This is a genomic window from Anabaena sp. AL93 (genome assembly GCF_001672085.1).
Lineage (GTDB): Bacteria > Cyanobacteriota > Cyanobacteriia > Cyanobacteriales > Nostocaceae > Dolichospermum > Dolichospermum heterosporum.
In genome coordinates, this window is the sequence record NZ_LJOU01000031.1 from 1 (window position 1) to 20266 (window position 20266).

A 20266-nucleotide genomic window follows, 5' to 3' on the forward strand; every position below is an offset into this window, starting at 1 on the left:
CCAATGACCAATGACCAATGACCAATGACCAATGACCAATGACTAATGACTAATGACTAATGACTAATGACTAATGACTAATGACTAATGACTAATGACGCTAGAATAGGTCTTAAAGTGAAAATTCATTAATTCTAAATGTTTACCATTGACTTAAGCATCAGAAATACTGCTTTCCCCATATCAGTACAACGTAAGTCTACTGAAGATGCCGAGGCTGTTTACCAGCTAATTTTGGCGGCAATGCGTTCTGGAAATCCTGATATTGTGGAACTCAAGTGCGAAGGCAAAACAGAGAAAAAAATTGCTGTCCGTGCTAGTGAAATTTCGGGAGTCCAGATTATCCAAAAAGATAGTGCGGCTACTAGCAGTGGTAAACCACCTGGCTTTGCTGCTTTTACTGCTGAATAACACAAGGTATAAACATGACAGCAGTAGGCATTGAAGTTAATGATTTAAACTTCTTTTGGCCTAATGGGGAGCAAGTGATCAAATCTTGCTCTCTTCAAGTACCTAAAGGTGAGTTTTGGATGCTTCTGGGGACAAATGGCAGTGGTAAATCTACGCTTCTGAGATTAATAGCGGGTTTATTAGCTCCTCAATCTGGGGAAGTTAATATCTCACCTGCTGTTGGTTTTGTATTCCAAAATCCTGATCATCAATTGGTAATGCCAACGGTTGGTGCTGATGTGGCTTTTGGGTTGGTGGCAGAAAAGTTACAACCTGCAATGGTGAAGGCTAGGGTTGAGGAAGCTTTGGGGGCGGTAAATTTATTGTCTTTACAGCGACGACCTATTTACGCGCTTTCTGGTGGACAAAAACAACGGGTAGCTATTGCTGGAGCGATCGCTCGTCATTGTGATGTTTTATTATTAGATGAACCTACTGCTTTACTAGATCCAGATAGTCAACTCGATTTAGTGGCTAGTGTCCGTAATCTCGTTAAGAGTCGTGGCATTACGGCATTATGGGTAACTCATCGCTTAGAAGAGTTAAATTACTGTGATGGTGCTTTTTTATTGGAAAAGGGTTGTTTAGTTGATTCCGGTGAAGCGGAACGTCTCAAACAGCGATTAATTCAAGTACATCAATAGTCAGGAGGTAGGGGCGCAGGGCCTGCGCCCAGTCAGGAGTTCAGGATGAAGAAGGAATAAGTAATGGGACGGAATTAATTATACTAAACACGGTTGAGACATGGACTTTAGCACTGCTCATTGGTGTCAACTTAACGTAAAACCCATAGCCCGCCTGGGAATGAATTCCCAGTCTAATAGCAAAAGTTGTCTTTTGATGACTAAAAATCCCCAGTTTACTTTAGTAAACTTTACTTATTAGCCCGGAAATTCATTTCTGGGTGGGTGTGGAAGCCAACAAATAAGCCATCTGTAGCCTAAGTTGACACCAATGAAGCTCTTGCTTTACCCCTACGTTTAGAATCAAATTATTAAGCCGTGTTGAGTATACACAATTGATTTTTCTGTTCCCTGTTCCCTGTTCCCTCTCTCAACGAGTGAATTTAATTTTGTCCGACTATTTATTTAATTAATTAATTAATTATGAATGAAGCTTTATTTAGTATTGAAAATCTCCGTGTAGCTTATCCTCGACGTGGTGAAGAGGTGGAAAGCTGGGCGGTTGATGATGTATCTTTTATTCTTCAGCCTGGAGAAAAAATGGGATTGGTGGGAGAGTCCGGTTGTGGAAAATCTACCATTGGACGGGCAATAATGCGTTTATTGCCTAATTTCAGTCGCACGGAAGGATTAGTTAAATTCCAGGGGCAATCTGTATTAGATTTAACACCAGCCCAAATGCAAAAATTTCGTGGTGAAGCAGTGGCTTTGATTTTTCAAGATCCCATGACTCGCCTTGACCCGTTGATGACAATTGGCAATCATTGTATTGAAACTTTACAAGCTCATGCACCGGAGTTATCCAAACAGCAAGCGAAAGAAAAGGCTTTAGCGACTTTGGAAAAGGTGAAAATTCCTGCTAGTCGTTGGAGTCAATATCCCCATGAGTTTAGTGGGGGAATGCGTCAACGGGTAGCTATTGCTTTGGCTTTGCTGTTGAGTCCTAAGTTAATTGTGGCGGATGAACCAACTACAAGTTTAGATGTGACTGTTTCTGCTCAAATTCTCCAAGAATTAACGCGATTGTGTGGGGAAGAAAACATGGGATTATTATTGATTTCCCATGATTTAGCAATGGTGGGGGAATATTGCGATCGCATTGGGGTAATGTATCAGGGTAAAATGGTAGAAATGGGGAAAACGGAAACTGTATTTGCTCACCCTCAACATGAATATACTCAATCGTTATTAAAAGCAGCTTTACATATTCAACAACAAGAGGAAACGGAGAACGAAGAACAGAGAATAGAAAAGGTAAATCCCATTCTCAAAATTACAGAACTCAAACAGTATTATACTATAGAACCGAATTTTATTGAAAGAATATTTAAAGAAGAATGTCAAATAGTTAAAGCCGTAGATGACATTAATTTAGAATTGTATTCTGGGGAGATTTTGGGATTAGTAGGAGAGTCTGGTTGTGGGAAAAGTACACTTTCGAGAACTATCTTACAATTGATCAGTCCCACATCAGGAAAAGTTGAATTTTTAGGACAGGAATTAACTAGTTTATCCCGTCAAGAAATCCGTTCTTCGCGCAGACAAATTCAAATGATATTTCAAGATCCTCATGCTTGTTTAAATCCAGCTATGACCGTAGGACAAAGTATCACAGATCCTTTATTAATTCATAATTTAGCTAATGCTGAAAAAGCCAAAGAACGGGTTTTATGGATGTTAGAAAAAGTTGGTTTAACTCCAGCAGAATCATATTATCATCGTTATCCTGCTGATTTATCCGGAGGACAACAACAACGGGTAGCTATAGCCCGGGCTTTAATAACTCGTCCAAAACTGATAATATGTGATGAACCGGTGAGTATGTTAGATGCAAGTGTACAAACACAAGTTCTTGATTTGATGTTACAATTAAAAGCAGAATTTGATTTAACCTACTTGTTTATTACCCATGATTTATGGTTAGCACGGTTTTTATGCGATCGCATTGCGGTTATGAATAGTGGTAAAATAGTGGAAATAGGAGAGACTAAACAAATTTTTGCCCATCCCCAACACCCTTATACCCAAACCCTCCTAGCTGCTGCACCTTTATTAGCAAAAGCCTAACACTTATGAAGCTCATTTCATACTCACTATTTGTCAAATCGCATATATTTATCTATTTGACAAGAAGAGGTTTAAAGAGAGGTTGGTACGTAAACTTTACAACTTTTCCAACACCCTTGAAAATTTTAATTTATCTGTGTTAACCAATTACGAAAACTGCGATGATAAAGACTATAATTGATTCCTGTGCTTGTTGATTCTAAATGCAGAAATTCTCGCCATTTATCTAAAATTACCTTAACATCATATTCATCTACATCTAATCTTGCGGCTATTGTTTCCACAGATATTGGTGCTGCTTCTATCAACATAGTTAATACCAGAGAAGCCATTTTCTGTTGTTTATTAGTCATTAAATTCATTTTATCTAAATGCTGTTGATAATAAGTTTGTAAATGATCACTATCAACCTGATGATTACCAGCAGTTAAAATTTCCTTAACATACATAAAATTACTTTCTTCCTCAGTAATTTGTGTTAATAATTGATGATCAATATTGTGAGTATTCAAATAATTTTGCCGATATTTTTGAATATCAAGACGATTTTGTTCCGGGTAATTTGACAAATCTAAAGATTCCCAAGGTGTTTCAATTAATAAACCTGATTTATCTTTTACAAATGGACGACGACTGAGAATAAAATACACCTTTTCAGGAAGATAACGAGGTAAATAAAATATATTTGTACCTCTTGTTTGCTGATTCATGTTAATTTTATCACAGGCATCTATAACAATGATCAATCGTTGTTCTAAATTTAGTTTATCGCTGACTTGTTGTAATAAAGAAGACAAAAAACTACTATTTTCCGTAGTAGCATCAGGAAAATTAGATGGAAAACTTTTAATACCTTGATATTGAGCAATTTCTCGTAATTGAGTACAAATATTAGTCAAAAATTCAGCAGGATGACTTTTACCAGCTAGTTCCACATTGTAATAAAGGACTCCTGGATTTTGGCTAACATAATGAGCAAGGATAGAACTTTTGCCAATACCAGGTTCACCGATTATGGTAAAATAGCCTCGGTGACACTTATGGAGAAAGTTGTCAATAGCAGTGAAGACAAAATCACGACCGACAAAATCACGATTTTTTTCGGTAATTATTTGTCTAAATTCCGGGATATATCTAGGAATATCTGTGATAATTTTCACTTGATTTTAAGTTGCTTCCAATCGCAAAAAATGTACCCGTCCTGATTCCTCCTTTGCTATAATAGTAAAACCATCTGGAGAAAATGTACAAGAACTAATAGGACTATCAACAAGGAAAGTATTGATTTCCTGACCTGTTCGCAAATTCCACAGTTTGAGGGTATTATCCCGGGAAGCGGAAATGGCTTTTTCCCCGTCTGGACTAATTGCTAAGGTTGTTACCCAGTCCTTATGACCAATAAAAGTACGGATTTTATGACCTGGTTGCAAATTCCACAGTTTGAGGGTTTTGTCCCGGGAAGCGGAAATGGCTTTTTTACCGTCTGGACTAATTGCTAAGGTCGTTACCCAGTCCTTATGACCAATAAAGGTATAGATTTCTTTACCTGTGTCTAAATCCCACAGTTTGAGAGTATGATCATCTGAGCCGGAAATGACAGTTTTTCCGTCATGACTCATCACTAATGCTTTGATAGGACGAGTATGACCTTCAAAGCTAAAAATTACCTGATTTGTTTGTAAATCCCAAAGCTTTAGAGTACAATCATCAGCAGCAGAAACGGCTTTTTTGCCATCTGGAGTGAGAATTACTACTCTTACCGAATTATTATGGCCTCTATCTGAAGATTTTTTACTGCTGTCCAAATCCCAAAGCTTTAGAGTATAATCATCGGAGGCGGAAATAGCTCTTTCCCTGTCTGGAGTGATAGCAACCCCTCTAACTTTGTCACTATGACCTCTGAGGGTAAGAATTTCTTTACCTTTGTCTAAATCCCACAACTTCAGATTATGATCATCTGAACCAGAAACAGCAATTTTCCCATCTGGGGTCATGGATATAGCCCCTATAGAGCCTTTGTGACCTGTGAGGGTGCGAATTACTTCACCTGTTTGCAAGTTCCATAATTTTATGGTATGATCTAGTGAACCAGAAATGGCCTTTTTTCCATTAGAGGTAATTGCTATGGCTCTTACCCAGCCTGTGTGACCTTCTAGAGTACGAATTTCTTCACCATTCTGCAAGTTCCACAATTTTAAGTTATTATCACGAGAACCAGAAATAGCTATTTTTCCATTGGGAGTAATTGCTACGGCTCTAACTGCATCTTTGTGGCCTTTCAAAGTGTGAATGCAAGTAGCTTTTTTGTTATCTAAATCTAAATGCCAGAACTTGAGGGTATGATCATCTGAACCAGAAATGGCCATTTTTCCGTCTGGAGTGATTGCTACGGCTGTTACCCAGGAGTCATGACCTTCTAAGGATAACACAGGTTTACCCGTTTCTGCATTCCACAATTTTAAAGTTTTATTACGAGAACCAGAAATGACTGTTTTCCCGTCTGGGGTAATTGCTACGGCTGTTATCCAGTCGTCATTTTCCCAATTATGAATTATCTTACCAGATTGCAAATCCCAGAGTTTCAAACTGTTATCTGAAGCACCAGAAACTGCCTTTTTACCATCTTCAGTGATAGATACTGAATTTACCCACTTTTCATGACCTGTGAAATTAGCCAATAAATTGCCATTTCTGAGACTGGCCGTAATTGGGCGCAACCAAACATTATGACTCTTAGATGCACTTTTTAAGAGATTCTTAATTGGTTGCTGAGGGAAACACTGTAATGTTCCCCATAATTGCGCTGCTAATTGGTTTTTGTCCTGCTTCAAAATATGGCTTGATAACTGAAGCGCACGTCTGACTAATTCCAGATTTGTGATTTCTTCTGGTTTAAGTCTATTGCTATTGTTTAGATCATCAATTAAAGTATAATCCATAATTAAAGATTCTATGCTCAAATCAGGATGTTGAATCTTGAGAAAAATAAAATCAAAATCCATGAGAGTATTATAGTATTGATCTGCATCTGCTATTAATACCCTCGCAGGAAATTCAGATAAATATAACTTGACAAATTCTAAATCTTTCGATTTTAATTTTGAGGCAATTTTACCCATATTATGCCATCTCCCTTAATAGATAATCAGCTATACTTTTTTTAACTTCTTTAAGGATTTTCCGTCCAGGATTTAACTCATCTTTGTCTTTTAAAAAATCCAAAAAGCTGCGGTGATAAATACTATATTGATAGTATTTTTTGTCGTCTTCTAAACTTTCTTTTTTGGTTAAATATTCCACCCAATCATTTAATACTACTCGTACTTCATACTCGTCTTGATCAAGAATTTCCGCAATCAACTTTGGAGAAACAATACCTATATCTACCAAGACATACAATATCTTGACTTTTATTTGATTAGCTTCTTCTTCCATTCCCATTCCTGACCAGTGAACTTGATAATAATCCTGAAGTCCTTCCGGTAATCTTTCTAGTTGCAAATCCCTATATTCACCCTTAGCAATTCCTGGTAAAATATAGCGCAAATACATGAAATTATTTTCACTTTTAGCTGCTACTATATCCACAAAGTGAACTTGATTAATATTGTGATCTTGAATCCATTGTCTCAGATTTTCTCCATATTCTTTATCCTTTTCTATGAATAAAGGAATATATTTTCTGACATCATCATTACTCAACTGAGTATATTGATCATTTCTCAAATCTAACTCATCTCTAGGAGTATCTGGAGATAAACTTAAACGTTTTGTTTCCAGATTATAGGGTCTTCTAGTTAATAAAAAATAGACTCCCTTTGGCAGATTTTGTGGTAGACTTAATAGATTATCACGTCCCTCTTGTTTTACCTCATCTAAAGCATCAATAACAATAATTAATGGGTCGTTGTTTTGAGTTAATTTCTCACTAACTTTTTGAATTAAGGCACTCAAATTATCGTTATCTGCATTTTGTAATGAATAACGATTAATCAATTGTTTACGAATACTGGCTAAAAACTGTTCTGGTGTATTCCGTCCATCTGCAAAAATGTTAAAATAACAAGGAAACCGATAGTCTTTAATCAATTTGGCTGCAATGGCACTTTTTCCCATACCAGCATCTCCAACTATGGTAAAATAACCCCTGTCCTTGTTCCTGAAAAATTCTCGAACTTTCTCAAATACAAACTCACGACCGGAAAATAAGCGAGTTTTTTCGGAAATTGTGGCTTTAAACTCTTTAGGGTAAACATCTAAGTCCCAGTCTGGATAGGGTAAATACTTATCAGATTTTGTGCGTTTAGCCACAGAAACAAAAATTTGACCAAATTGCTCTAATTCTGATGATATGTTAGTATTTGCTTGGATTATACTTTTGTTTAAATCAATATTTTCACTCAGGAAATTGCGAATACTAGTTACAAATTCAAAGGGAGAATTATTACTGTAAGCACGCCAAAAATCATCCTTAACTGTTTTTTGTTGTAACAGCTTCAAGATAGCTTCATGCTTGTAAACGCCATACTCTACAAGAGTATAAGCGTAAACTGTATCAACCTCATCCGGGATTTGTGTAGGATTTAGGTTTAATTTTTGTAGGACTTTGATAACGGTCTCATTTTTCTGAGCTTGTGTAATAATCAGTTGACGAGCTTGGGGCGCGTATTCAATAAGCTGGGAGACAACCGCGCTAAATTCTATTATCATAAGTTATGACCGCCGAGAATTCGCTGTTATACTTAGAGGCTGCTTTCAAAGTATTCATCATTGTCTTTTTAGACACCCTCTCAGCATTATTATTGCTGGTTGCCATAAATTATGTCAAGATGCACAGCAAATTTGAGACACCAAATCCCTGAATGATATCAGGGTAAATATTTTTACAAATAGCCAAAGTAATAAATGTCTAAAAATCCCCCTTCCAATTCTTATAAAAATAAAACCTATTCCGCAGATAAATGGCAAGAGAGAATAGGACAAGTAGCATATCGCTTTAATCGTCAATATCAAAATCAGAAATTTGTAGTCCCTGATGAAGTTCAAGAAATGCCAATATATAAAGAATGGATTAATGGCAGATTAAGCGAGAGAATAGTTTCACCATTTTGGGAAATTGCTCAACCTCAAAAAAACGAACATTGTTTAGATATTGGTTGCGGTGTCAGCTTTTTAATCTATCCCTGGAGAGATTGGCAAGCATTCTTTTATGGGCAAGAAATTAGTAATATAGCAAGAGATGGTCTTAACTCTCGTGGTTCACAATTAAATTCAAAATTATTCAAAGGTGTGGAATTGGGACCATCCCACCATTTAAATTATCCTGAAGATCAATTTGATTTAATAATTGCCACAGGCTTTAGTTGTTATTTTCCCCTAGAATATTGGCAAGCCGTTTTAGTCGAAGTCAAACGAGTATTAAAACCAGGGGGACACTTTGTATTTGATATTCTTAATTCAGAACAGCCTTTAGCAGAAGATTGGGCTGTGTTAGAAACTTATTTGGGTGCAGAGGTGTTTCTCGAAACTGCTACAGAGTGGGAAAAAACCATAAAAGCTGGAGGTGCTAAAATAGCTAAAAGACAATTAGGAGAATTATTCGAGTTGTACAAAGTCCGGTTTTAAGATAAAATTATCGAATAAATGGCCTCTTAACGCTGTATTATTTGGAAAGATTTTATCAAGAATTTTGCCCAAATAGCCGCAATGATGATCCGCCATGCCCTAGAATCTGATTTACCCGCCATTGTCGCCATTTACAACGCTGCTGTTCCTAGCCGCATGGCTACTGCTGATTTAGAACCTGTGTCTGTGGAAAGTCGTTTGGCTTGGTTTCAAGGACGAGTCCCCTCAAAGTTCCCCCTGTGGGTAATGGAAACGGAGGGTGTAATTGCTGGATGGTTGAGTTTTCAATCATTCTACGGTAGACCAGCTTACTATGCCACAGCGGAAATTAGTATTTATATTTCCCCAGATTTTCAAGGACGTGGTTTAGGAAAACAACTTTTAGAAAAAGCCATTCAGGAAAGTCCTAACTTAGGTTTAAAGACTTTAGTGAGTTTTATTTTCGCGCACAATCAACCCAGTTTAAAGTTATTTGCTTGGTTTGGTTTTCAAGCTTGGGGAAATTTACCGAAAATTGCTGATTTAGACGGAGTGGAACGGGATTTAATGATTTTGGGTTTGCGGGTGATGTAGGCATGAATTATGCTCAATTTGTTGATAATCATTAGGTGTATCAATATCAATTGCCCCCAAAGGAAAGGGAATACTAAAAACTTCATTATGGTGGTTTCTAATTAATTTCTTTGCGCCTATATCTTCACTTAAATTTGCTAATTCTGAAAAAAAACTCTGATTAAATAAAACGGGTACACCTAATGTATTTGCATATTCACAAGCAATAATAGGTTTCTTTGTATTATGGTATTTTGAGACTAAATTATTGATAATTTCAGCCGAAAGAAACGGCTGGTCACAAACAGTAATAACTACTGCATTTATATTTTTATAATCAGTGATAATTGATGAAATTCCTCGACGAATTGAAGAACTCATTCCTAAATGCCAATCTGGATTTTCAACTATTTTAATATCAGATTCGCTAATTTGAGAACGGATATTTTCTGCATTTGCTCCCAATACTACTACTATAGGTTTGCACACCGAAGCAACTGCATTTTCAATTGTATGCCTTAGTAAGCTACTTCCTTGATAGGGTAAGAGTTGTTTCGGTCTACCCATGCGAGTTGATGCCCCTGCGGCTAAAATAATTATAGCAATATTTGATTTAGTCATTGTTCAATTTTAATTTCTTGCATCTGATTTCGAGAGTAAATTGGTTCATTGCGATCTTTTAAAAAACCACCATTACGACTTTTAAGTATAGCTTGAATTTCTGTAATTATAGATAATGCTATTGTTTCTGGTGTATCTGCACCAATATCTAAACCCACAGGAGTATATAACTTTTGTAATAGTTCTGGTGTTTGTTCTATTCCTTCAGTTAGTAAATCATTTAATAATCTTGCAGTTCGCTGTTTTGATCCTAAACAACCTAAATATTTCAAATTAGATGGTATTAGCAATTTCAAAATTTCTAAATCATCAAAATAATTATGATTCATGACCACAGCAATAGTATTTTCTTTGATAGATATATGTTGATGAACAATTTCCCGATGAGTTAGAATCACGTTATTAGCCATCATAAAACGTTCTTTGGTTGCTTCAATAGCCCGACAATCAATAATAGTAACTTGCCAACCTAAAGCTTTAGCAAACTCTGCAACTGGTACAGCATCACGACCTGCACCAAAAATAATTAGGTGTGGGGGAGGCTGAATGAATTCAATAAAAACATTAACTTCACCTAATAAAAGTTGATATTTATGAAAACTTGAATATTGATTTTTTAATGCCGATTTAACATCTTTAATTAAGGATTGAGTTAAACTAGATTCAGCAATGTTAGTATTTATATTCCCGTCAGAATTGAGAATTAATCGCGCTCCTAACTGGACATTAATATTACCCTCAACACTAAAAATAGTGGCAATAATTCCTGGTTTTTGATTGTTAAAACATTGATGAATAAAAGTTAATGGATTAAGTGAATCATCTTGATAAAGACACTCAATCAAAACATCTACCAGACCATTACAACCCAAACCAAATCCCCAAATAATATCTTCATCAGCATTGGTGTCATAAGTAACCAGTTTTGGCTGACCATCTGTGATTAAGCGAGTATGTTGAAATACATCATTTTCCAGACAACCACCACTGATAGTTCCCACCATTTTACCTGTTGACGTGATCAACATTCGCGCTCCCGGTTGACGATAGCTAGAACCTTGAACATTGACAACAGTTGCGAGAAAAACTGGTTCACTATTGTCTTGACTGTCTAAAAATGCTGTAATAATAGAATTTATCTCTTTCATATTTTTGCAGTATCCTCATTTGGGAAACTGGTTTAATAAATTACGTCAACCACCCATCACTTCCCTTCGGGTAAGTGAGGGCTTGTAAAAGCCTAGTTGACCTTCGTAATCACCTCATCCTCAAAACCACAAATCAAACAAAAATCCGGCGTTGCTGAATCGAGGTATGAAATTTCCAAATTGAACCTTTAAAAATCTTACCTTTGCGTCTTTGCGCCTTTGCGTGAGACTAAAATTCATACCCTTAATCAGCAACGCCAAAAATCCTAAAGCTCTCTCTGCGACTCTGCGCCTCTGCGTGAGAAAAAAAGAAATTGATTCCCACACAGAGGCAAAACACACAGCTAAATCAACTTATCCGGCGTAATTGGTAACTCACGAATCCGTTTACCCGTAGCATGATAAACAGCATTAGCGATCGCTGGTGAAACACCCGTAATGCCAATTTCACCCACACCACGCACCCCAGCAGAATTAAAATTCAGATCAGGTTCACCCACAAAAGAAACTTCAATGCGGGGAATATCTGCATGAGTTGGGTAATGATAGGTAGCCAAATCATAAACCACCGGATAACCGATATTGGGATCAAACTGGCAATCCTCCATTAAAGCGTGACCAATCCCCATAATTACAGCCCCTCGCACTTGAGAAGCGGCAGTTTTAGCATTCATCACCTTGCCAATATTCATCACAGACACCCACCGCGTCACCTGTAAGCGGCCGATTTCTTCATCTAGGCTGATTTCGCAAAAATGTGCGCCCCAGGACTGGAAAGCCCATTTTTTAGCTTCCTCACCTGGTGCAGAAGAACCCGTCGCTTCAAAAGCAGCCCGTTGGGACTGACGCAGACTTGTAAACGCCTCTTGGGCAGTTTTCGCTTGGGCAGTTTTCAGCACCTCCTCACAGGCCGTCATCACTGCTGGTATAAGACTTGCCGTCATTTGCGAACCACCAGCCATACCACCGTTAGGGAATAAAGAATCACCCAATTCCACCCGCACCTTTTCCACTGGTAGCCCTAAAGCATTGGCCGCCGTACTGGCAACAATGGTATAAGCACCCGTACCCATATCATTACCACTGGTGAGAACATGAGCAGTACCATCTGCTAATAATCGGACTTTTACCGAAGCTGAACTTCTTAAACCGGGAAAAGTGGAAGCAGCCATACCCCAGCCGATGAGTTTACCGTCGCGGGATAAAGAACGGGGTTTTTGAGTTCGATTTTCCCAACCAAATTGTTTTGCACCCACCTGTAAGCATTCCGCAAAATGTTTTGCAGAGAAAGGTAAACCCCGGCTTTGATGTTCTTTTGTTTCGTTCTTTAACCGTAATTCTACGGGGTCTATGCCCAATTCCCAGGCTAATTCATCCATTGCGGACTCTAAAGCATACAAACCGGGATTTTCCCCAGGCGCTCGCATAAAGGTAGGTGTACCAATATTCATGACTCCCATTTGTTGGGATGTTCGCAAATTCGGAGTAGCATACATTGCCGGGGTAATACCTGTACAGGGTTCAGCAAAAACATCTACAGGGGAAGTATAAGATTTTGCTGTATGTTCAATTCCCTGCAAACTACCATCAGTTTTAGCAGCTAAACTAATAGTTTGCTCAGTTTGCGAACGGTGTCCCGCATTTGCTGTCATTTGTCGCCGACTGAGAACCACTTTCACCGGACGCTGAAGTTTTCGCGCTGCTGCTGCACAGAGAATAGCGTGTGGCCAGGGAAAGGCTTTAGAACCAAATCCTCCGCCTAAAAATGGCGTAATAATTCTTACCTGTTCTGGAGCAAGTCCAAATAATTCTGAATATGTGCGTTGGCTACCCCCTACCCACTGAGTCGGTTCATAGACTGTCAGGGAGTTGGAATTTTGCCACTGGGCGATAATGGCATGAGGTTCCATGGGTGCGTGGAGTTCCGTCGCTGTTTTGTAGGTAGCGGTAATTTTCGCTGCTGCACCTGCCATTGCATCCGTTGAATTACCAGTAGCAAAACTACCCTTGGCAAATTTCAAGTCTTCCCCAAACATGGAGGGAGCATTTTTTAAGGTAACTTTTTGGGGATCTAAAATTGGTTTTTGGCTAGTATATTCAACTTTAACTAAATGTGCTGCTGCCTTTGCTTGTTCAAAGGTTTCTGCTACTACTAAACCGATAATTTGCCCGGCATAATGAATTGTGTCATCTGCTAAAGGTAGTCGCGCTTCGTAAATTTTGGAGTTAATGAAATTATTACTGGGCTTAGAAATTTTGGGGGCATTTTTATGGGTGAAAATGGCAATTACACCGGGATATTTTTCTGCTGTTTGGGTGTTGACACTTTTTATTTTTCCACTGGCAATACTAGCAGTTATTAAATAACCATGAACTAAATTTGGTATTTGATGTTCGGCGGCATAGGTGGCTATACCTGTTACTTTTGCCTGTCCATCTTTACGATTAATATTGGTTGTAGTTATTTTATTCATGCTATACCTCCTCCTTGAGCCGAAACCGTGAGAGCGCGACGAATTGCCCGTTTTGTTAGTTCAATTTTATAACCGTTATGAGCTAAAGGTTTTGCTCCCTGTAAAGCGATATTTGCCGCTTGGGTAAATGTGGAAATATCTGCCGTTTTACCAATTAAAAACTTTTCTGCTTCTACTGCTTGCCAAGGTTTATGGGCAACGCCACCCAGTGCTAAACGAGCATCTTTGATTTTTTCCCCAGCAATTTCTAAAGCAGCCGCTACAGATATTAAAGCAAAAGAATAGGAAGTGCGATCGCGCAGTTTTAAATAAACTCCTGATTTCGCAAAAGCTAAAGGTGGTAAAATCACAGAAGTAATTAATTCTCCTGGCTGTAAATTACTATCTTTTTCTGGTGTATTTCCTGGCAAGCGATGGAAATCTCCAAAGGGAATTTGTCTTTTACCTTGAGGTCCTTCGACTTCTACCACCGCATCTAAAGCCGCCAATGCCACACACATATCAGAAGGATGAACTGCGACACATTGATCACTTGCAGCGAGTATTGCGTGCATTCGATTTATCCCCGTTGCTGCTGGGCATCCAGTTCCTGGCTCACGTTTATTACAAGCAAAAGCAGTATCGTAATAATAAGGGCAACGAGTTTTTTGTAAGAGATTACCACCGACTGTGGCCATATTGCGAATTTGTTGAGATGCACCAGACAGAATTGCCCTAGTTAACATCGGGTAATCACGGCGAATATCAGTATGATCAGCTACAGCCGTATTTGTCACCAACGCCCCTAACCGCAGACTACCATTAGCCATTTTTTCGATCTTCTGCATCTGTAGGCGGGAGATGTCAATTAGTTGTGATGGCTCGTCCACAAAGGCTTTGAGACGATCAACTAAATTTGTACCGCCACCAATAAACATAGCATTTTGGTCAGCAACGGCTCGGTTGACGGCATCTTTTACCGTGGTAGCGCGAATATAAGTAAAGTTATTCATTATACTGGCACTCCCTGGGATTCACTGGTAATGATATTCGCCATTGGCGAAGGAGGTTTTTGGCCAATTGCTTGTTGAACTGCGGCGACAATTCCGTTATAAGCACTGCACCGACAAAGATTCCCACTTAATCGTTCTTTAATTTCCGCTGTCGAGAGTTGAGCTAATTGGGGAGGAGCTTGTAAATCGGAGGTGACTGCACTAGCACAACCGCGTTTAACTTCCTCCAGTAGTGCCACAGAAGCGCAAATTTGCCCTGGTGTACAGTAACCACACTGAAAGCCATCGTTGTCAATAAAGGCTATTTGCATGGGGTGGAGACTATCACCGCTGGCTAGTCCTTCAATGGTGACAATTTTTTTGCCTTCCTGCATGACTGCCAAAGAAAGACAAGAATATACTCGTTCACCATCAATCAGCACAGTACACGCGCCGCACTGTCCATGATCACAGCCTTTTTTACTACCAACTAATCCTAAACGTTCCCGCAGGGCATCCAGGAGAGTCACACGCGGCTCAATACTGAGGGGGCGTTGCTCACCATTAACATTGAGTGTTATATTCATCTCGCCGTTGCCTCCTAGAGTAGTTTCTTTGGCTGCACTTTCTTGATTCAGCAATGCAGGAACAGTAATAGCCGCCCCGGCTGCGGTGAATGCTTGTCCGAGAAACCCACGTCGGGATGTTTTCCCTGGTTTCTGGTTAGATTGTTCCATAATTGGGAATTGATAACAATATTACTGATGATATAGCAGGAGTCATGATGTAGGAACGCAGAGTCAAAAGAGATCGCACTCAAGGGGGAAATTTTACGTTTATGGAATGAATTAATACTGTCACTTCCACAAACATCCTCTAAAAGGTAGAGAATCTCAAAATCTAAACAGTTCCACCCATACCTTCGATAAATGTATCAATAAATAACTGGATTTTTTCGGAAACGCGCTCAATAGTTTTTTTCCGTTCTAAAATTTTGGGCTTAAAATTTAGTGAACTGACTATTTCTTGTTCTCTTGGTAAACGGTTAGCAAAGGCATAGTTATTTATTAGCTTTGATAACTCTTCATGTTCAATATTTTCGGTGGTACAAAGTTCGGTAAAGGCTTTTGCTTTTTCGGTTATCCAGTATTCTTCAAAGGCATTCATCACATTTTCATCGGGCTGGAGTTGCGACAGATTATTGGCGATGAATACTTCAATTAAGGCGCGTTTGTTGCGTAATTGGACTTCACCTGCCATAATATCAAGGATTTCTTTTTGGAGTTTTTGAGTTGCGGCTGGATCTGTTTTGCTCATCCTTCTCAACAAATCGAGAATATACGCCACATTAATCTCATCTCGATGAATTAAACTCAGTTCAAAGTCTACATCATCAAGAATCGAAGTTCTTTCGCTGGTGCGTTCTCTTTTTACTTTTTCATGGATATCGAGATATTTACTTTTATAGTCTTCAAAGTTTTGCGCTTCCAGACTTAGATCGGTTTCTTCAAAGTCAGCGAAGGTAGTCAGAACATTTTTAAGGCGGAGTAGTTCCCGAAATTTAGTAACGAAGGTTAATTGGGCTTCTTCATCGGGTAAGGTATCTACACTTTTGATCGTCGGAGTGATGGCTAATAGCTCGCTGGCGGCTTGGTTGAATTGGGTTACATAGTCCTCATAAGGCTGGACTATTACTGTGTCTTGAGCATCCTTATTTGAGAATAGGGCGATCGCTTCATCAGTGGCTTTTTTAAGATTCCGAAAACAAACAATATTGCCCTGAGATTTTTTATCGTTGAGAATCCGATTAGTGCGAGAAAAGGCTTGAATCAGTCCGTGAAACTGGAGATTTTTATCAACATATAGGGTATTTAATCTAGGACTATCAAACCCTGTTAAGAACATATTCACCACCAGCAGAATGTCAATTTCGCCGTTTTTCACACGCTGGGAAATATCCTGTCATTTAGTTGTTTAATCAGGTTCTTGGTATTAGTGGTACTGTCTACGCTACCTTTGGCAAATTCATTAAATTCTTTGGCAGTTTGGTAATCTAGGTCTTTACGGTCAACTACAAATACAACTTTATAAGTAATAAAATCATTATTGATAATATCCATGACATTAATAAATTTTACGCCTTTTCCATATTGTTCTTTGGTGGCGTTAATTCCGTTTTTAAATAATAATAATTCCTCCAACTTTTTGACTTCCCATTCCCCTTTAAACTCTTTAAATCTCAACTTAGGCACACTCATATCTATTCTCCACCCCAAACTGTAATAAAGCTCAAGTTCTAATAAAAATTCTTGGAAATTATTAATTAAACTACCAAATTTAGATTGTAACACCTGCGATATCCGCCCAGAAATGAATTTCAGGGCTAATAACCAAAGTAAACTAAAGTTTACTAAAAAATTTTCAGGTTATTTAGTCATCTTTAGATGACTTTTGCTATGAGACTGGGAATTCATTCCCAGACGGGTTAAAGGTTTTACGTTAAGTTCACACCAATGAAACCCCTACATAAATCAAATCAGATTGCTATAGTTGTCTACATCAACATTAGAACCTTTCAATATACCAATTAGCGAACTGCTTGCAGCAGCGCTTCGCTATCGCGTAATTGGCAAAATTTCATCATTGCTAGTTTCTGGTAACAATTCTCTCTGTTTAACTAATAAATCATGGGTGGCTCGTTTTCTTTGCTCCTCCAACAAGATTTTTTCCACAGCTTTCTGTACTAATAGCTGCATATCAGGCATTTCCAAAAGTTGTTTTCCCAACTCATCAGGTAACTCAATTTTAACTTGCATAAAATCCTCCCTTAAAACGGCGGTTTAATCCCTAATTCATCACAGAATAATTTAATTTTTTTAATTTTAGCATCCGTGACTTGTGATGAACTCGGAAAGCATTAATTGAATCCTAAGTAAGCGCAATTGCAATACTTCTCGTGCTAGTAGTTGTTTTGAGCGTCTAGGGGGATATTTGACTATCCCTTTTAAGTTAAATCTTAGAGAATCTGCGTGTCTTCAGACCGCAGAGTGTCAAGAAAACCGGAGATTTGTAGGGGTAAAGCAAGAGCTTCATTGGTGTCAACTTAACGTAAAACATCTATCCCGCAAAGAACTCAACTCGTCTCATTCCCCTGCTCTGACTGGGAATGAATTCTAGAAGGCTCTGCCTTCAATGATATTAGAGGCAGAGCCTCATCAACTGCATTCCTAGTCAGAGACTAGGAACGAGATGTGGTAGGGATTTGAGATTAAGTTGACACCTATGAAGCTCTTGCTTTACCCCTACCCATAAAATCAAGTAATTAAGCCGTGTTGAGTATAAGTTATGAGGTATTCAAAGGGTTAAGTTCCTTTTGAGACCACGATAATGTTACCACTACAAACAATCTAATTGAGATTTTTGTGAGCGATCGCTCATTTACCTGTCAAAATAAATTTGATTGACATAAAAGTCTTTTCGTTAGGGTTAGGAGTCAAGTTACAGTAATCATCACACCTGCACTTTCATTCCCTAATCTATCCACAGCACAGACTGCATAAGTTCCCGGTGGAACTGTCGCAAAGGTAGTACCAGCGGATAAAATGCGTTGAATTATCCAATTATTGTTATTTTGCGAATATAGAGTCCAAGAACGCACAGGTTGATTACCTCCTGCTTCCCAATTTAATTTTCCATCCATAAACTTGAGGTTTTTGGGAGGTGGTGGCGTGATGGAACTTTGCCATGACATAGTGGGAACTAAGGCAGGTGTGGGATAATCGGTTTTAAATTGGTCAGCAATGCCTTGACGATTTTCTTGAATGCCAGTCATGCTGAAAAAGATATTACCCAAGGATAAATTACCTGCTAAATTCCGAGAAATCTGAATCTGCTTGGCAATTTCGCTGTTTTTCCATTCCTTCCCATCTAATTGTCCGAGATTGTTACCTGCATAGACATGACGCTGTTTGGTATTAATTTCTGTCCACCATTTCAGCAAAGTTTGATAACCTTGTTTAGTTTGGTCAGTCCGCCAGTAAAGTTGAGGAGCAATATAATCTATCCAGCCTTGCTGTAACCATTTTTTAGAATCTGCATAGAGAACATTATAGGCATCTAACCCGACAATTCCCGCAGGTTCTCCAGAACGATAAATACCAAAAGGACTAATTCCAAATTTCACATGAGGTTTGGTGGCTTTGATTCCTTGGGAAAGTCGCAATACCATTTGATTGACGTTTTCCCGTCGCCAATCTTCTAAACTCAGTTTACCGCCACTGGCTTTATAAGCTCCGTAGGTTTTATCATCGGGAAAAGGTTTACCAGATATGGGGTAGGGGTAAAAATAATCATCTAAATGAATCGCATCTAAATCATAACGGCGGACAACATCAATAATGACGTTGTATGCTCTGTCTTGAACGATTTTTGCACCGGGGTCCATCCATAGTTGACTACCCCATTGATAAACAACTTCGGGATTTGTCACGGCAATGTGGGGACGAACGTTAGGAACTTGACTGTTAGCTCTAGCGCGGTAAGGGTTAAACCAGGCGTGTAATTCAATATTGCGTTGATGACATTGGGCGATCGCAAATTCCAAAGGATCATAAAATGGACTTGGTGCTTTTCCCTGGGTTCCCGTAATCCAAGCACTCCAAGGTTCTAACTCAGAAGCATATACAGCATCACCTTCCGGTCTGACTTGCAAAACTAAAGCGTTGAAATTCAAAGCTTGTAACTGTTTAATAATCGCCACCAATTCCGCTTTTTGCTGTTCCACAGACAGTCCTGGCTTAGAAGGCCAATCACTATTCCACACAGTCGCAACCCAAGCACCTCGAAATTCTCGCCGATGATTTACTTTAACAGTATTGGAGGTTGTCGGTTTAGGTATGGTTGGGGGAACAACAATATAATCAGAAGGAATTTTTTCCGCTTTTCCCAAATACACTAAAGCCTGATAAACCATCACTGCCACATCTGCACGAGTAGCGGCTGTTTTATAATTTAGTATTTTGACGTTGGGATAATTCACCACCCAACCAGCACGGGTCGCCAAACCTATTTGATTAATTCCATAGTAAGGAATTAAAGATCCATCTTGATAAATTTCTGCCAGTTTACTCACTAAATCCAGGTCAACTTGACCAGCAATTCCCAAACCATTGACCATTGCGACTAAAGCATCACCCTTAGCAATACTTTCATCTACCCCAAAACGTTTATTTGGATAACCTGTTAAAAATCCACTTTCATAAACTTTCTTAATCGCATTTATCGCCCAATGTGTATCAGGAACATCTCCAAAAGGGATATATGCACGTTTAACTGGTTGGGAAAAAACTGAAGCGATAATGGCAGCAAATTCAGCGCGAGTTACAGGGTTATTGGGGCGACAAGTTCCATCAGGATAACCGCTGATAATTCGCCGTGCTGCTAAAGCTTCTATAAATGGTCGGGACCAATGATTTTGAATATCGGAGAATGTTATGGGAGTAGATACCATATTTAAGGAGATAGTTACATCTTCTGTTAATTTAGCAATTTTTAAGTCATAACTGCTAATTTTCTAGCAATGCAGTCAGACATATAAGTTTTTTAAATCTCTCTTCTGCAAAAAAATCACATTTCTATGTTTATTGAGAATATACCCGGTTAATTCTCAAGATTAT

The 20266-nt window shown here is 38.6% G+C and carries 17 protein-coding genes; 5 read left to right on the forward strand and 12 right to left on the reverse strand.

The features are described from left to right. The first annotated feature begins 138 nt into the window (after nt 1-138). From AN486_RS10090 to AN486_RS10100, 3 genes are all read left to right on the forward strand, one after another. On the forward strand, nt 139-411 hold the full coding sequence (locus tag AN486_RS10090) for a hypothetical protein (protein WP_039204363.1): 273 nt from the start codon (nt 139-141) through the stop codon (nt 409-411). Nucleotides 412-425: 14 nt separating this feature from the next. Continuing rightward, the gene (locus AN486_RS10095) at nt 426-1094 is read left to right on the forward strand and encodes an ABC transporter ATP-binding protein (RefSeq protein ID WP_039204361.1); all 669 of its coding nucleotides are present in this window, start codon (nt 426-428) and stop codon (nt 1092-1094) included. A gap of 462 nt (nt 1095-1556) precedes the next feature. After that, entirely contained in the window at nt 1557-3200 is a 1644-nt protein-coding gene (locus AN486_RS10100; protein WP_290600439.1) for an ABC transporter ATP-binding protein, read from the forward strand. A 125-nt stretch (nt 3201-3325) separates the two neighbouring features. On the opposite strand, the gene AN486_RS10105 is transcribed toward AN486_RS10100, so the two are convergent. The 3 genes from AN486_RS10105 to AN486_RS10115 are packed head-to-tail and all read right to left on the reverse strand — an operon-like array spanning nt 3326 to nt 7910. Further along, a complete protein-coding gene (locus AN486_RS10105) occupies nt 3326-4360 on the reverse strand; it encodes an ATP-binding protein (RefSeq protein ID WP_290600441.1) in 1035 nt (344 codons plus the stop codon). 6 nt (nt 4361-4366) lie between these two features. Then, nucleotides 4367-6319 (reverse strand): WD40 repeat domain-containing protein, encoded by a 1953-nt coding sequence (locus AN486_RS10110; protein ID WP_290600443.1) that lies wholly within the window; start codon nt 6317-6319, stop codon nt 4367-4369. A 1-nt stretch (nt 6320) separates the two neighbouring features. Next, nucleotides 6321-7910, reverse strand: coding sequence for an NACHT domain-containing protein (locus tag AN486_RS10115; protein WP_290600445.1), 1590 nt, complete (start codon nt 7908-7910; stop codon nt 6321-6323). A gap of 195 nt (nt 7911-8105) precedes the next feature. Between AN486_RS10115 and AN486_RS10120 the strand changes: the two genes are divergently transcribed. Further along, a complete protein-coding gene (locus tag AN486_RS10120; RefSeq protein ID WP_290600447.1) occupies nt 8106-8825 on the forward strand; it encodes a class I SAM-dependent methyltransferase in 720 nt (239 codons plus the stop codon). A gap of 81 nt (nt 8826-8906) precedes the next feature. Then, on the forward strand, nt 8907-9398 hold the full coding sequence (locus tag AN486_RS10125) for a GNAT family N-acetyltransferase (RefSeq protein WP_039204590.1): 492 nt from the start codon (nt 8907-8909) through the stop codon (nt 9396-9398). Here the strand turns inward: AN486_RS10125 and AN486_RS10130 are convergent. The 9 genes from AN486_RS10130 to AN486_RS10170 all read right to left on the reverse strand — a co-directional run bounded on the left by AN486_RS10130 (nt 9369) and on the right by AN486_RS10170 (nt 20100). Beyond that, nucleotides 9369-9998 carry an NTP transferase domain-containing protein gene (locus tag AN486_RS10130; protein WP_053540788.1) on the reverse strand — a complete coding sequence of 210 codons (630 nt, stop codon included), beginning with the start codon at nt 9996-9998 and terminating at the stop codon, nt 9369-9371. The genes AN486_RS10125 and AN486_RS10130 overlap by 30 nt on opposite strands. Continuing rightward, nucleotides 9995-11146 (reverse strand): XdhC family protein, encoded by a 1152-nt coding sequence (locus AN486_RS10135; protein WP_290600450.1) that lies wholly within the window; start codon nt 11144-11146, stop codon nt 9995-9997. The genes AN486_RS10130 and AN486_RS10135 overlap by 4 nt, the downstream gene beginning before the upstream one ends. Nucleotides 11147-11490: 344 nt before the next feature. Further along, complete coding sequence (locus tag AN486_RS10140) at nt 11491-13620, reverse strand: xanthine dehydrogenase family protein molybdopterin-binding subunit (RefSeq protein ID WP_290600452.1); 2130 nt, start codon at nt 13618-13620, stop codon at nt 11491-11493. Next, entirely contained in the window at nt 13617-14612 is a 996-nt protein-coding gene (locus AN486_RS10145) for a xanthine dehydrogenase family protein subunit M (protein ID WP_027403177.1), read from the reverse strand. Before AN486_RS10145 ends, AN486_RS10140 begins: the two co-directional genes overlap by 4 nt. Then, the gene (locus AN486_RS10150; RefSeq protein WP_053540792.1) at nt 14612-15328 is read right to left on the reverse strand and encodes a 2Fe-2S iron-sulfur cluster-binding protein; all 717 of its coding nucleotides are present in this window, start codon (nt 15326-15328) and stop codon (nt 14612-14614) included. Before AN486_RS10150 ends, AN486_RS10145 begins: the two co-directional genes overlap by 1 nt. Nucleotides 15329-15491: 163 nt before the next feature. Further along, on the reverse strand, nt 15492-16535 hold the full coding sequence (locus AN486_RS10155) for a hypothetical protein (RefSeq protein WP_199924326.1): 1044 nt from the start codon (nt 16533-16535) through the stop codon (nt 15492-15494). Next, entirely contained in the window at nt 16532-16942 is a 411-nt protein-coding gene (locus AN486_RS10160) for a DEAD/DEAH box helicase family protein (protein WP_053540794.1), read from the reverse strand. The genes AN486_RS10155 and AN486_RS10160 overlap by 4 nt, the downstream gene beginning before the upstream one ends. A 264-nt stretch (nt 16943-17206) precedes the next feature. Further along, nucleotides 17207-17407 carry a hypothetical protein gene (locus AN486_RS10165; RefSeq protein WP_053540795.1) on the reverse strand — a complete coding sequence of 67 codons (201 nt, stop codon included), beginning with the start codon at nt 17405-17407 and terminating at the stop codon, nt 17207-17209. 677 nt (nt 17408-18084) lie between these two features. Continuing rightward, nucleotides 18085-20100, reverse strand: a complete 2016-nt coding sequence (locus tag AN486_RS10170) for a family 10 glycosylhydrolase (protein WP_290600456.1) — start codon at nt 20098-20100, stop codon at nt 18085-18087. Nucleotides 20101-20266 lie beyond the last annotated feature (166 nt).